12 protein-coding genes are annotated in these 13,255 nt (G+C 39.6%); 6 read left to right on the top strand and 6 right to left on the bottom strand.

Features of this window, described 5'->3' with window-relative positions:
* Nucleotides 1-8: 8 nt before the first annotated feature.
* From BV60_RS0111680 to BV60_RS0111670, 3 genes are all read left to right on the top strand, one after another.
* A complete protein-coding gene (locus tag BV60_RS0111680; protein WP_029321981.1) occupies nt 9-2,168 on the top strand; it encodes an RNA degradosome polyphosphate kinase in 2,160 nt (719 codons plus the stop codon).
* Between the two features lie 178 nt (nt 2,169-2,346).
* Nucleotides 2,347-2,931: a Maf family protein gene (locus tag BV60_RS0111675; protein WP_029321979.1), complete on the top strand. Its 585-nt coding sequence runs from the start codon at nt 2,347-2,349 to the stop codon at nt 2,929-2,931.
* A 51-nt stretch (nt 2,932-2,982) separates the two neighbouring features.
* The gene (locus BV60_RS0111670; RefSeq protein ID WP_026492761.1) at nt 2,983-3,237 is read left to right on the top strand and encodes a hypothetical protein; all 255 of its coding nucleotides are present in this window, start codon (nt 2,983-2,985) and stop codon (nt 3,235-3,237) included.
* Nucleotides 3,238-3,249: 12 nt separating this feature from the next.
* On the opposite strand, the gene BV60_RS0111665 is transcribed toward BV60_RS0111670, so the two are convergent.
* The 3 genes from BV60_RS0111665 to BV60_RS0111655 all read right to left on the bottom strand — a co-directional run bounded on the left by BV60_RS0111665 (nt 3,250) and on the right by BV60_RS0111655 (nt 5,424).
* Nucleotides 3,250-3,525, bottom strand: a complete 276-nt coding sequence (locus BV60_RS0111665; protein ID WP_029321976.1) for an acylphosphatase — start codon at nt 3,523-3,525, stop codon at nt 3,250-3,252.
* 145 nt (nt 3,526-3,670) lie between these two features.
* Entirely contained in the window at nt 3,671-4,474 is an 804-nt protein-coding gene (locus BV60_RS0111660; protein WP_029321975.1) for a Cof-type HAD-IIB family hydrolase, read from the bottom strand.
* Nucleotides 4,474-5,424, bottom strand: coding sequence for a NifB/NifX family molybdenum-iron cluster-binding protein (locus BV60_RS0111655; RefSeq protein WP_029321973.1), 951 nt, complete (start codon nt 5,422-5,424; stop codon nt 4,474-4,476). The genes BV60_RS0111660 and BV60_RS0111655 overlap by 1 nt, the downstream gene beginning before the upstream one ends.
* A 319-nt stretch (nt 5,425-5,743) precedes the next feature.
* On the opposite strand from BV60_RS0111655, the gene BV60_RS0111650 reads away from it, so the two are divergent.
* Together BV60_RS0111650 and BV60_RS0111645 are read left to right on the top strand one after the other, a co-directional pair.
* Complete coding sequence (locus tag BV60_RS0111650; protein WP_029321970.1) at nt 5,744-6,592, top strand: PHP domain-containing protein; 849 nt, start codon at nt 5,744-5,746, stop codon at nt 6,590-6,592.
* 84 nt (nt 6,593-6,676) lie between these two features.
* A complete protein-coding gene (locus tag BV60_RS0111645; RefSeq protein ID WP_029321969.1) occupies nt 6,677-7,687 on the top strand; it encodes a LacI family DNA-binding transcriptional regulator in 1,011 nt (336 codons plus the stop codon).
* Between the two features lie 94 nt (nt 7,688-7,781).
* Here the strand turns inward: BV60_RS0111645 and BV60_RS0111640 are convergent, their stop codons facing one another.
* The 3 genes from BV60_RS0111640 to BV60_RS0111625 form a co-directional block, all read right to left on the bottom strand.
* Nucleotides 7,782-9,122 carry an MFS transporter gene (locus BV60_RS0111640; RefSeq protein WP_029321967.1) on the bottom strand — a complete coding sequence of 447 codons (1,341 nt, stop codon included), beginning with the start codon at nt 9,120-9,122 and terminating at the stop codon, nt 7,782-7,784.
* 240 nt (nt 9,123-9,362) lie between these two features.
* Nucleotides 9,363-10,232: a phosphoribosylaminoimidazolesuccinocarboxamide synthase gene (locus BV60_RS0111635; RefSeq protein ID WP_029321965.1), complete on the bottom strand. Its 870-nt coding sequence runs from the start codon at nt 10,230-10,232 to the stop codon at nt 9,363-9,365.
* Between the two features lie 130 nt (nt 10,233-10,362).
* The gene (locus BV60_RS0111625; protein ID WP_029321962.1) at nt 10,363-12,003 is read right to left on the bottom strand and encodes an ABC-F family ATP-binding cassette domain-containing protein; all 1,641 of its coding nucleotides are present in this window, start codon (nt 12,001-12,003) and stop codon (nt 10,363-10,365) included.
* A gap of 313 nt (nt 12,004-12,316) precedes the next feature.
* On the opposite strand from BV60_RS0111625, the gene BV60_RS0111620 reads away from it, so the two are divergent.
* Entirely contained in the window at nt 12,317-13,195 is an 879-nt protein-coding gene (locus tag BV60_RS0111620) for a glycerophosphodiester phosphodiesterase family protein (RefSeq protein ID WP_029321960.1), read from the top strand.
* Nucleotides 13,196-13,255: the final 60 nt, after the last annotated feature.

The raw sequence follows: 13,255 nt of genomic DNA, 5'->3' as shown, positions 1-13,255 counted from the left end.
GGGTACTTATGTCAACAAAAAAGAAAAACCAAATCGAATCACAGCAAAATGATTTCTATAAAAATGAATATTATATTAACCGTGAACTAAGCTGGCTTCAGTTTAACAGCAGATGCCTTTCGGAGGCCAAGGATAAAGAAACACCTTTATTTGAAAAACTGAAATTCTTAAGCATTACCGCAAGTAATCTTGATGAGTTTTTTATGGTAAGGGTTGCTTCGCTGAAGGATATGATAAATGCAGGGTATAAGAAACCTGATATTGCAGGGCTTTCACCCAAAGAACAGCTCGATAAGGTAACAGATGCTGTCCATGATTTTCAAAATGAACAGTATAAAGTATACAACCGTATGCTTCTACCGGAAATGAGAGCAAACGGCCTTGAGATAGTAAGCGATTATAAGAAGCTTGATGAAGATGAGTCTGATTATATCGACCGCTATTTTGATGATTTTGTATATCCTGTTTTAACACCTATGGCTTATGACTCATCGAGACCTTTTCCGCTTATCAGAAATAAGACACTCAATATAGGTGCCCTTGTAAAAGGTAAAGATAATGACGAGATGGAATTTGCCATGGTTCAGGTTCCGTCCGTACTTCCGAGAATAATGGAAATTCCTGCTTCAACAGGCGTCAGGAAAATAATGCTGTTGGAACAGATAATAGAGAGGAATATCCATAAGCTGTTTTTGAATTATGATATTGTGTGCTGTTATCCGTTTAGAGTTGGACGAAATGCCGATCTATCAATTGATGAGGACGAGGCAGAAGACCTTCTTAAAGAAATTGAAAAGCAGCTAAAGAGGCGCCAGTGGGGACAGGCTATAAGACTTGAAATCGAAAAAGGCTTTGATAAACGTCTTCTGAAAATTCTTACCGATGAATTAAAGGTGGAACAGCGTGAGATATACACAATCGAAGGACCGCTTGATCTTACTTTTCTTATGAAAATGTATGGGATAGAGGGCTTTGACTATCTTAAGGAGCATGGTTATGACAGACCTGCACCTGTGGTTTCGCTGCCTGCTGACAGGGATATATTTGAATGTATCAGAGAGGGTGATATTTTGATGCATCATCCGTATGAAAGCTTTGATCCTGTTGTGAGATTTGTTGAAGCTGCCGCATCCGACCCTTCGGTTTTGGCTATTAAGCAGACTTTGTATCGTGTAAGCGGTAATTCACCTATTATTGCAGCTCTTGCAAAGGCGGCTGACAATGGAAAACAGGTATCTGTTCTTGTTGAGCTTAAAGCCCGTTTTGATGAGGAAAACAATATTGTATGGGCTAAGATGCTTGAGAAAGCCGGATGCCACGTTATCTATGGATTAAAAGGTCTTAAGACGCACAGTAAAATAACGCTTGTGGTCAGAAAAGAAGAGGATGGAATAAGACGCTATGTACATCTGGCTACAGGTAACTATAATGATTCCACCGCTAAGCTATATACTGATGTAGGTATGTTTACTTGTGCTGAGGCTTATGGTGAGGATGCTACTGCGGTATTCAATATGCTTTCCGGTTATTCCGAACCTGCAGTATGGAATAAGCTGACCCTGGCGCCTTTGTGGTTAAAGGATAGAATCCTGGATCTCATAAAACGTGAAGCAGATCATGCGAGAAACGGCGAACCTGCACACATAATTGCCAAGATGAATTCGATTTGTCATAAGGATGTAATCGCTGCACTCTATGAGGCATCAAGCGCAGGCGTAAAAATCGATCTGATAGTTCGTGGTATATGCTGTCTGAGAACAGGCATTCCGGGAGTGAGCGATAATATCAGTGTGCGTTCCATTGTCGGTAATTTCCTTGAACATAGCAGAATCTTTTACTTTGAAAATGGCGGAAGCCCTGAATATTATGCCTCAAGTGCTGATTGGATGCCAAGAAACCTTGAGCGAAGAGTTGAGATTATGTTCCCTGTTGAAAATCCTAAACTGCGTGCAAAGCTGTGGCATATTCTTGATGCAGAACTTAAGGACAACGTAAAGGCTCACATAATGGATAAAAACGGGGAATATGTAAAAGTAGTAAAGCGAGGTGCAGAACCTCTGAATTCCCAAAAGCTTTTTGGAAAAGAGGCTACAGAATTAAGCAAACCGAAAGATATTGCAGAGAGCAGAGTATTCGAACCCGAGTATCGCGACGATCACGGGCTTTAATACCATGTGTATAAGAAGTAAGAAGACTGTGCCCATTGACGCCTTCTTTTGCCTTGCAGATTATAGTTTTTAACTAAGCAACATAGTCGGGAAATATAAAAACAACTATGTTGGTACTTGAATTTACTCATGCAATAGTATGAGAGTACATAATGTTGTAGAAAACAGAGGTTATAACATGCGATACATACTTGCTTCAGGATCTCCAAGGCGTCGGGAACTCCTTGGAACCTTAGGCTTTGAATTTGAAATAATCCCGGCAACAGGGGAAGAAATAATAAAGAGTGAAGTGCCTTCGGAGGTTGTTGTATCTCTGTCAGGGCAAAAGGCTAAAGAGATTTTTCATAAAGTTTTAAGAGATAATAAAGATACCCTCGTTGTAATTGGTTCAGATACCGTTGTATCATATAGGGAGAAAATACTCGGTAAGCCAAAGGATAAAGCTGATGCTGAGCGTATGATAAATGACATTGCCGGAAACACACATGAAGTTTATACCGGTGTAACTGTTGTTTATGGAAATGCTGATGAGGAAAAGGTATTTTCTTTTTACGAATGTACAAAGGTCAGAGTTTATCCAATGACAAAAGAAGAGATAGAAGCCTATTTGGATACTGATGAGCCCTATGATAAGGCCGGGGCTTATGGTATACAGGGACTTTTTGGAAAATATGTCGAAGGCATAGAGGGAGATTACAACTGCGTAGTAGGACTTCCGATTGCGAGGCTCTACCGGGAGATGAAGAAACACAAGCTGGTTTAGGCGCATGCTTAGTTAAAAGACATCTATGGGCATGCGGGAAAGAGAGAATTTATGCACGAGTATGACGATGCAGTACTTAATTGCTTTTTGGAAAATCAGGGACAGTTGTTTTCTGAGAATGTGGCAGAAAGCCCTGAAGAAGCCGAGGCATTTCTGGAAGATTGCATGGCTGTAGTTGTGGAATCGCCTGAGGAAGTAGAAGAGTATTTTGAAGAGGCCGGACTCGATCCGGGAGACGGAGATGTCATGGAGGCTTCGGAAGTATTCGATGTGGGTGATGGAAGATACCTTATTGTCGAAGGATAAAACAGTACAGGTTTAATATTTTATTTCGAAAGTTTTTTCGTCATCCAAGACGGGAATTGTTGCCATGGTCATATCCATAACATCGATATAGGTACCACTTTTTATTTTTGTGATCCATGCGTCGATATCGGTACGGGTTCCCTGGGCTTCGGCTGTGACTGATCCGTCCCATTCGTTTTTTACGTAACCTGTGAGACGGTACATGTTTGCAGCATGAAAAGCAGTATAGCGAAATCCTACACCTTGCACATAGCCTTTGAATTTTACATGAACTCTGATAATTTCCATGACATTAGTTCCTTTATGTTTAAAATTATTAATGAATTTAAGTGGCTGCCGCACTAAAATCAGTGTGGCAGCCTTTCTTTACACCATTTTATATTGCATGGATTTCCAAATGCATTTATTTTTTTGCCTTTAAGAAATCATAAGACTATCGGTCTGATAATATAGGCACAAGTCCATCGTTGTCATTGTCTGTTTCGGTGATGACATCAGCGACGGCTTTTACTATATCAACTGCGTTTAACATAGCAACCCCAAGTCCTGCCGCTTCTATCATGGAAATGTCATTTTCCTCATCACCCGCAGCGATGGTGTTTTCATGAGGAATTCCAAGATGCTTGGCAAGTCTTATAACAGCGCTGCCTTTTCCTGCCTCTGAATTAAAAATCTCAAGATAGTAAGGGTTTGAATACAAAAGAGTGAGTCTGTCACCGGCTATCTTTTCAACTTCTGCCTTAAAACGGTCGATTTTTGCTCTGTCATGCAGCTCAATACCGATTATTTTACAGGGAACATCGGGAAGAGCAGAACATATATCATCAGTGATTATGTAAGGTGTATGAATTACTCTTCTGTAGTAAGATAGCTGTTCATCTTCGGCAGGGCTTATAAGATATTCATCACTATAGGTGTGACAATGTATTCCGTGTTCTTTTGCAAGCGAAAAAATCTGCGGAACCAGGTCAAAGGGTACACCGGTTCTGTAAACATCTTTTTTGGCATCACAATCATAAATTTGTGAGCCGTTATAAGCTATAAGATAACTACCGGGGAAAAATAGATTGTTTTCAACCTGTACGGATTTTACACTGTCAAGTGAACGACCGGAGCTTATTGCAAAATGATTACCTGCTTCAGTAAACTTTATCAGTGCATCCATAGTAGCGGGAGTAACCTTTTTTTCTTTGGTTAATAGTGTGCCATCCAAATCTGTGAAGAATATCTTGCTCATTAAACTACTTCCATCAACTCAATCTTGAAGTTGAGTTCTTTTCCTGCCATTTCGTGGTTTGCGTCAAGTGTGATAGTGCTATCTGTTTTTTCCGTTACGACAACCGGAATAGGTCTTCCAAACATGTCCTGAAGGTATACCTGTTGACCTACGGTGAGGTCTTCGGAGCCGGGGAGCTCTGAAATCTCTGTAGTCATTATTGCATTGGGATTTCTTTCACCGTAAGCTTCGGAAGGCTCAAGGTGAATCTCGATAGTTTCGCCAACCTCCATATTAGCTACAGCTGCATCAAAACCGTAAATCATCATGCCTGAACCGCATACGAATTCAAGAGGCTCACCTCTGTCGTAGGAAGAATCGAACTGGGTTCCGTCATTGAAAGTTCCGACATAATGAGTACGGCATGTTTTTCCGACATTTTTACCTTCAATAGCAGGAGCTGAATGACAACCATGGCATCCGCCACATCCACCGCCACAGCCTTCTTCTTCATCACCCATGCAACCGCAGCTGTCTGCTTCATCAAAGCTGTCATCTCCATGACCGCCGCAAGAATGACCGCCATCATGATGACCGCAAGAATGACCATCCTCATGATCACCGCAAGTATGTCCTTCACCATGGTGATCGCAATTTACACCTGTACTTTCAAGCTCACCCTTGAGATAAGCTTCAACGACTTCGTCGGTATTTCCCAAAGCACCTGCGCATACTTCAATGCCGTTATCGTTTAGTGCTGTCATTGCACCGCCGCCAATACCTCCACAGATAAGTACATCTATTTCTTCACTACTAAGAAGACCTGCAAGAGCACCATGTCCCTGACCATCGGAGCTTATTACTTCAGATGATGTTACTTTTCCGTCTTCAACTTCATATATTTTAAACTGTTCAGAATGTCCAAAATGCTGGAAGACTTCTCCATTGCTGTAAGTTACTGCTATTTTCATGTTTGAATCCTTTCTTGTGATGTGTGATCGAATGCTGTTAAGAAAATCATCTCTTTTTAGAAAAATGATTATTCGTGTAATAGCACGGGTCTTTGTAACAATTAAAAGATAGTAACATATTTATAGAAGATATTCAAACTTTCGTAATACCAAAGATTTTAAATGAGTAAATCTAAATTGAACAGGAATCTTTCCTTGGTTATAATGAAATAGATTATTAGAAAAAATGTAACTGTTAAGTTGGAATTTATATCATTATGGATTCTTGAATGCATTTATATTTTTGCGTTTAAGAAGTCATGATTTTTTGAATACAAATATGAAAACAATAGATTTACATACACATTCAACTGCATCCGACGGAACTTACTCGCCAACAGAACTTGTGGATTATGCTGCGGAGAAAGGCTTGTCTGCTATTGCTCTTACTGATCACGATACTGTATGGGGTTTGACTGAAGCCATGGAACGCGCAGAACAATATCCTGAGCTTGAGGTCATTCCCGGAATTGAATATTCAACAACAAGAAACGGGAAGGATGTTCATATAGTTGGCCTTTACATAGATTATACCGATAAAAAATATCAGGAAAGTCTCAAAGGCTTTATCGATTCGAGAGTAAACAGAAACCGTAAAATGTGTGAAAAACTCACTCAGGCCGGAATGCCTGTAACCTTTGAAGAACTGGTAGAAATGAATCCGGGCGCAGTTATTACAAGAGCACATTTTGCCAAATTTTTGCATGCAAAAGGATATGTGACAAGTGTGAAGGAGGCTTTTGACAGATTTCTTGGTGATCATTGCCCCTGTTATGTCCCTAGAGAAAAAATAACTCCTCAGATGGCAATAGAGCAGATATTATCAGCAAAAGGAATACCTGTCCTTGCCCATCCGGTTTTATATGGACTTGGTAAAGATGCCATGGATGAACTTGTTCGTGAACTTAAGGAAGCCGGTCTTGTTGCAATTGAAGCACTTTACGGAACATACACATCTCAGGATGAGCGCGACATAAAAGCTCTTGCTGTAAAATATGACCTTTTGCTAAGTGGCGGATCTGATTTTCATGGCTTAAATAAACCGCATATAGATATCGGAGTCGGAACGGGAAAAATGTTAATTCCATATGAAATATTAGAAAAATTGAAAGAATACAAATACAGATAATATCAAATACTTTACAAAAACTGTGGACTTACCTAAGGAATATTTTGCAAACGGTACCTGTAAGTCACAATTCGGAGCAACCAAATGAATATTAAAACTATAGCGAAACAGGCAGGTGTCAGCACAGCTACTGTATCAAATGTAATAAACGGTAACTATGGCAAAGTGTCTGCCGAGACCAGAAGAAAAATAGAGGACATCATCAAAGAGACAGGATATAAGCCAAATGTAATGGCAAGGTCTTTAGTAAAAAAGGAGAGCAGGCTGATTGGCGTAGTCGTGCCTTATATGGGAAAAGATGATACGTTCTTTGATAATCCATACACAGCACAGATTATCGCTTCACTGGAACAATATATTAGAAGCAGGGATTATTATATGATGCTTAGATGTGTCGGAGATCCCAAAGAAATAGTTACGATCTTTTCCTCCTGGAATGTTGACGGAGCTTTTTTTCTTGGAATTGTTAAAGAAGAAGTTCATGAGATAAAGAAAAGTATCGACATTCCGATGGTTTTTCTGGATACATATGCACCCGATGAGAAGATTGTAAATGTGGGAATTGAGGACTATAGGGGCGGCTATCTGTCTGCAAGATATCTTATAGGAAAAGGACATAAAAAAATCGCTCTTGTTACACCTCAGATTACAGATGAAGGTGTTATACGAGAGCGATATAACGGCTTTTTAAAGGCCTGCGAAGAAGCGGGTGTGGAATTTACAAAAAAAGATATTTTTAATACTGATACATATTACAAAAATGCTATTCAGGTTGGGCAGGATATAGCATTTGGAGGAGGCGGATATACAGCAATCGCATGCATGTCAGACCTTGTAGCCTTTGGTGTGACAGAGGGACTAAAACAGTGCGGAATGAAAGTCCCTGCAGATATTTCCGTTATAGGTTTTGATAACCTTAAAGACTGCGAACTTTTAACTCCCAAGCTTACATCTATTGCCCAGGATATCGAACTGAAAGCACAGCGTGCCGGCGATCATCTGTTTAAAATGATTGGCGGAGCTGATTTTGCTTTTGATGAAAAGCTTCCGATAAGAGTTGTTGAGAGGCAATCAGTACGTAATTTAATTGAGTAACTGTATAGAATAGAATACTTTTTCCAAATAACTTATTAAATGTTTTTGGCTGTTCTTTTCAATAAATCACTAATGCCCGTAATTATTCTGATTATTAATCATCCACATCGAAGTTTTCCAGTATGCTTTTCTTTTTTTGCGGTTTAACATCGCCATGCTTAACGAGCAGCATAGTTATAAATGCTGCACAGGAGAAAAAGAATGCATACGGAAAAAGAGTTCTGTAGGAAACATGCTCAAGTAAAAAGCCCGAGAATATAGGAGTAAATACCTGCGCAGCCATTGAAAAGGTATAGTATAATCCTGTATATTTTCCTATAACTTCACTTCTTCCCATTTCAACAACCATGGGGTATGAGTTTACGTTGATAGCAGCCCAGCCGATGCCAATTATCGCGAAATATATGTTCATGACAGGACTATAGGAGTTCATAAGAGCAGCCGCTATATAACACAAACTCATAAGCGATATTCCGATAAGGATTGTAAGCTTTCTTCCTATTTTTGATGAAATCATACCAATTGGGAGATAAGCTAAAACCGCAGCGACGGTAGCGACCATAAGGCAATCGGCATAAGCTCCGTTATGAAGATCCCATACTTCGGTGACATATCTTGAAAAAGCAGTAGTTACGGCATTATAGGCAGCAAACCACAAAAATACCGATAACAAAAGAAAGGACAGACTTTTTAAAACATTTTTTGTGTATCCATTATCTTGCTGGGTACTTTTAGATGTACCCGGATTTGATGTTTTTGAATTATCATCATTTCCGATAAGTCCGCCTTCTCCGTCAAAATCATCCACACCTTCTCTGACAATCGGCATGAGTTTTTTCTCCGGAACAGTGATGAAAAGAATAAGAATTGTAATGATCATAAAGCAGACGATTGAAAGCATTAGAGGAATGTAATTTGTATCTGCTTCATTTGCAGCTGATTTTAGCAATACCTTAATCATGATAAGAGTATAAACAGCGCCAAGAGTCCCCATCAGATTAATAATGGCATTTGCTTTACTTCTGTGTTTTGCCGGGGTAAGCTCCGGCATAAGAGCAACAGCAGGAGAGCGGTATGTTCCCATGGAAACAAGGAGCATGAAAAGCACAGCTATGAAAAGTAAAAGATTTGTGCTTATTTTTGCAATATAGATGAGAATTGCAAAAAGGGTTACGGATACCGCAGTACCAATCAGTATAAACGGCATACGTTTACCAATCTTAGTATTAGTTTTATCCGAAAGCAGTCCGAAAATCGGCAACAAGAAAAGCGCCAGAATATTGTCAAGAGCCATAATTGCGCCGGTCCAGGTCTCACCTAGTCCAAAATGATAGGTCAAAATTCTTGGGATTTCGTTGTCGTAGAATTGCCAGAAAGCACAGATTGACATAAAAGCCAATCCAATAAGGATAGTACGCTTATAATTTAGCTTCATAATGATTCCCCCCTGTGATACAAAACTTTATATCAAGATTGTAGCATGTTCATTATCTTATAGGATACTGAATTTCATCAGAAATTCGCTATCTGATATGGACCGGACCTTCGCTAAGTGTACGGCGTGTCTGCCGAAGGCATAAAAAGAGCCCGCTAAGTATATGCAGGCGTTGTGGTTAATCGTAACTCAGAATCGAGTAACTATAGACGCATATATACTTATCGGGCTTTAATGTTTTTATAATTTTTTGCCGGTCAGAAGCTCATATGCTTCTTCATATTTGGCAATGGTTTTATCGATTACATCGGAAGGAAGATTGTAATCACTATCCGGATTAGCCTTGAGCCAGTCTCTTACAAACTGCTTATCAAAAGAGGGCTGTGACTTACCGGGTTCGTATCCTTCTACGGGCCAGAAGCGGCTGCTGTCGGGAGTGAGCATCTCGTCTGCGAGAACAACCTCACCGTCTTCGTTTAGACCAAACTCAAATTTTGTATCAGCAATGATGATTCCGCGAGTGAGAGCGTAGTCTGCACACTTTTTATAAAGAGCAATGGTATAATCACGAAGCTTCTCAGCATATTCCTGACCATGTCCGGGGAAATCTCTTTCAAGTACTTCCACAGAGCGTTCAAAATCGATGTTTTCATCGTGATCACCGATTTCTGCTTTTGTAGAAGGAGTGTAGATGGGTTCAGGAAGTTTGTCACATTCCTTAAGTCCTTCAGGCAATTTAATTCCGCATACAGTTCCGTTTTCTTTGTAGCTGTTCCAACCACTTCCGGTTATATAACCGCGAACGATGCACTCAATGGGAAGCATTGTAAGCTTTTTGCAGAGCATACTATTACCGGTAAACTCAGGTTTTCTGAAAAACTCAGGCATATCAGCTGTATCGGTGCTGATCATGTGGTTGTTTACGATATCTTTTGTGTAGTCAAACCAAAACTTTGACATCTGGGTGAGAACAGTACCTTTTTTCTCAACCTTGTTCTTAAGAATTACGTCAAAAGCAGAGATTCTGTCGGTTGCAACCATAATAAGTGCATCACCTACATCATAAATCTCACGTACTTTTCCTTCTTTTACCGGACTAAATTCCTGCATAATTATCCTCCCTTTGGCTCGTAGCATGATTAACGTCATTTGCCTGTTTTACAGGCAGCTTCTTTATTGTTTTAAAAAGCTCTATATAAAGCTGTTTTGCAGCCATATATCAAAATGTTACCATTGAAGATCAATCGTCATTATCTTCATCTTCATTTGTACTGTAAACTGTACGTTTTCTTGCCATTGCGTCACTCTCAAGGTACTCATCATAAGTAGAGCGCTTGTCGATAAGTGAGCCGTCAGGCAGGATTTCCATTATTCTGTTTGCTGTTGTCTGTACAACCTGATGATCACGGCAGGCAAATAATTCAACTCCGGGGAATTTGATCATACCCTGGTTAAGTGCCGTGATTGATTCCATATCAAGGTGGTTGGTAGGTTCATCGAAGATGAGACAGTTTGCACCGCTAATCATCATCTTACTGAGCATACATCTTACCTTCTCACCACCGGAAAGAACCTTTACCTTCTTTACACCGTCCTCACCTGCAAAAAGCATACGGCCGAGGAATCCTCGTACATAGGTAACATCCTTGATTTCGGAATAACCTGTAAGCCATTCGGTGATAGTGTAATCATTGTCGAACTCTTTTGAGTTATCCTTGGGGAAGTAAGCCTGTGATGTTGTTACACCCCATTTATATGTTCCTTCGTCAGGCTCAAGCTCTCCTGTAAGAATCTGGAAGAGAGTAGTTTTTGCAAGTTCATTGCCGCCGACAAAAGCAATTTTGTCATCATGCTGAACAACGAAAGACACTTTATCAAGTACTTTTTCGCCGTTTATAGTCTTGCTGATGCCGTCAACAGTAAGTACTTCATTACCGATTTCCCTGTCAGGTCTGAAATCAATGTAAGGATACTTTCTGGAAGAGGGCTTGATTGTATCAAGCTCAATTTTCTCAAGGGCCTTTTTACGAGAAGTAGCCTGCTTGGATTTACTTGCGTTAGCAGAGAATCTTGCAATGAACTCCTTGAGTTCCTTAATCTGTTCTTCCTTTTTCTTATTGGCTTCTTTCATTTGACGAATCATAAGCTGTGAAGATTCGTACCAGAAATCATAGTTTCCTGCGTAGAGCTGCATTTTACCGTAATCGATATCTGCGATATGTGTACACACCTTATTAAGGAAGTAACGGTCGTGAGATACAACAATGACAGTATTTTCAAAGTTGATGAGGAATTCTTCAAGCCATGCAATGGCATCCATATCAAGATGGTTGGTAGGCTCGTCGAGAAGCAGGATATCGGGATTTCCGAAAAGTGCTCTTGCAAGAAGTACTTTAACCTTCTGATTACCGTCAAGTTCCTTCATCAGTTTGTAGTGTAGTTCCGTTTCTATTCCAAGTCCGTTGAGAAGGCTCTCAGCATCTGACTCTGCTTCCCAACCGTTCATTTCGGCGAACTCACCTTCAAGCTCACTTGCACGGATACCGTCTTCATCTGTGAAATCCTCTTTAGCGTAGATGGCATCCTTTTCCTTCATTATCTCATACAGACGGGCATTACCCATGATAACTGTATCAAGTACAGTGAAATCATCATATTTAAAGTGATCCTGCTCCAGGAAAGAAAGACGCTGGCCTGGAGTAATTACTACATCTCCGTTTGTTGTCTCAAGTTTTCCTGAAAGAATTTTTAGGAAAGTAGATTTTCCTGCACCGTTGGCACCGATTATTCCGTAGCAGTTGCCCTCGGTGAACTTTATGTTTACATCTTCGAACAGAGCTTTTTTACCAACTCTTAATGTGACATTGTTTGCACTTATCATGCCCGATATTTCCTCCGAATGTGTTTCTTCTATAAATATGTAACCAATTTGGTATTATATTTGATACATATAAAAAAAGCAATTGAATAATTCTTAATTAATCCTTATGTATAAATTCACGATATATCTGCTAAAGTATACGGATACTATGTATTAAATTCCGGTTTTTTTTGGCAATTTTTGCTGAAAAAACCGGAATTTATGTTGAAAAAGTCTTGACATTTTATATTTTTTTACTTGTAAAAATCCTTATTAGATATTAAAATATCCTAGGCGTTTTAAATAAGGTGCGCAGGAAGTCAGGTAAGAAAAATTGAAGATTCTGCTTATAGTGGTTTTTATTTTGGTTATTCTATATCTTTTGGCGATTATGCCACGTATGATTGGAAGACCTTCTTCTGATAAGCTTCTTGTTCAAAATTTATACGCTCACAGAGGATTGCATGATAATAATAGCACTACACCAGAGAATTCCATGGCTGCGTTTAAAAAGGCAGTGGATGCAGGGTACGGAATAGAATTGGATGTCCAGCTTACTAAGGACGGAATTCCTGTTATTTTCCATGATTTTACTTTGGCAAGAGTTGCCAGATATAATGAAGAATGCATCCCTGACAATGCGGTTCGAAATGAAGACGGCAGCATGGGCGTAGCCGGCAAGGTGATTGATTATACCTATGAAGAACTGCAACAGTTTCATCTTCTTGATTCGAATGAAAAGATACCGGGGTTTGAGGATTTTCTCAAAATGGTAGACGGGAAGGTCCCGCTCATTGTCGAACTTAAGATAGAACTGTTTGACACAAGTGTATGTCCTACAGTAGACAGACTGCTTCGTAACTATAACGGAGTATATTGTATCGAGTCCTTTAATCCGCTTGGGCTTTGGTGGTATAGGAAAAAACACAAGGATGTTTTCAGAGGCCAGCTTTCCGAGGAGTTTTTCAGAGAGCCGGATATACTTTGGCATACACCTTTTTACTATATGCTTGCTTTTTTGATTTTTAATTTTCTGACGAAGCCTGATTTTGTCGCATATAATCATAAATATGCGCGAAATCTTTCCAGAACGATCTGTCATGTTTTATATAAAAATACAGCAGCAGCCTGGACTATTAAGAGTCAGGAAGAACTTGACAAAAATCGCAAGCTCTTTGATATCTTTATATTTGAAGGTTTTATTCCTTCATAACTGTGATAATTACTATGTTTCGTCATAGTTAATTATAAAATAGTAACTTAAATGGAAAGG

It is taken from the genome of Butyrivibrio sp. AE3004 (assembly GCF_000703165.1).
Lineage (GTDB): Bacteria > Bacillota > Clostridia > Lachnospirales > Lachnospiraceae > Butyrivibrio.
The sequence above is the reverse complement of the archived record's forward strand: the minus strand, read 5'-3'. Positions and strand labels throughout refer to the sequence as shown.

Bases quoted from the DNA above. Each gene is read 5' to 3' on its own strand.
- BV60_RS0111675 (WP_029321979.1), top strand. From the start codon at position 2,347: ATGCGATACATACTTGCTTCAGGATCTCCAAGGCGTCGGGAACTCCTT.
- BV60_RS0111660 (WP_029321975.1), bottom strand. From the start codon at position 4,474: ATGAGCAAGATATTCTTCACAGATTTGGATGGCACACTATTAACCAAA.
- BV60_RS0111655 (WP_029321973.1), bottom strand. From the start codon at position 5,424: ATGAAAATAGCAGTAACTTACAGCAATGGAGAAGTCTTCCAGCATTTT.
- BV60_RS0111625 (WP_029321962.1), bottom strand. From the start codon at position 12,003: ATGATAAGTGCAAACAATGTCACATTAAGAGTTGGTAAAAAAGCTCTG.
- BV60_RS0111645 (WP_029321969.1), top strand. From the start codon at position 6,677: ATGAATATTAAAACTATAGCGAAACAGGCAGGTGTCAGCACAGCTACT.
- BV60_RS0111635 (WP_029321965.1), bottom strand. From the start codon at position 10,232: ATGCAGGAATTTAGTCCGGTAAAAGAAGGAAAAGTACGTGAGATTTAT.
- BV60_RS0111650 (WP_029321970.1), top strand. From the start codon at position 5,744: ATGAAAACAATAGATTTACATACACATTCAACTGCATCCGACGGAACT.
- BV60_RS0111640 (WP_029321967.1), bottom strand. From the start codon at position 9,122: ATGAAGCTAAATTATAAGCGTACTATCCTTATTGGATTGGCTTTTATG.
- BV60_RS0111670 (WP_026492761.1), top strand. From the start codon at position 2,983: ATGCACGAGTATGACGATGCAGTACTTAATTGCTTTTTGGAAAATCAG.
- BV60_RS0111680 (WP_029321981.1), top strand. From the start codon at position 9: ATGTCAACAAAAAAGAAAAACCAAATCGAATCACAGCAAAATGATTTC.
- BV60_RS0111665 (WP_029321976.1), bottom strand. From the start codon at position 3,525: ATGGAAATTATCAGAGTTCATGTAAAATTCAAAGGCTATGTGCAAGGT.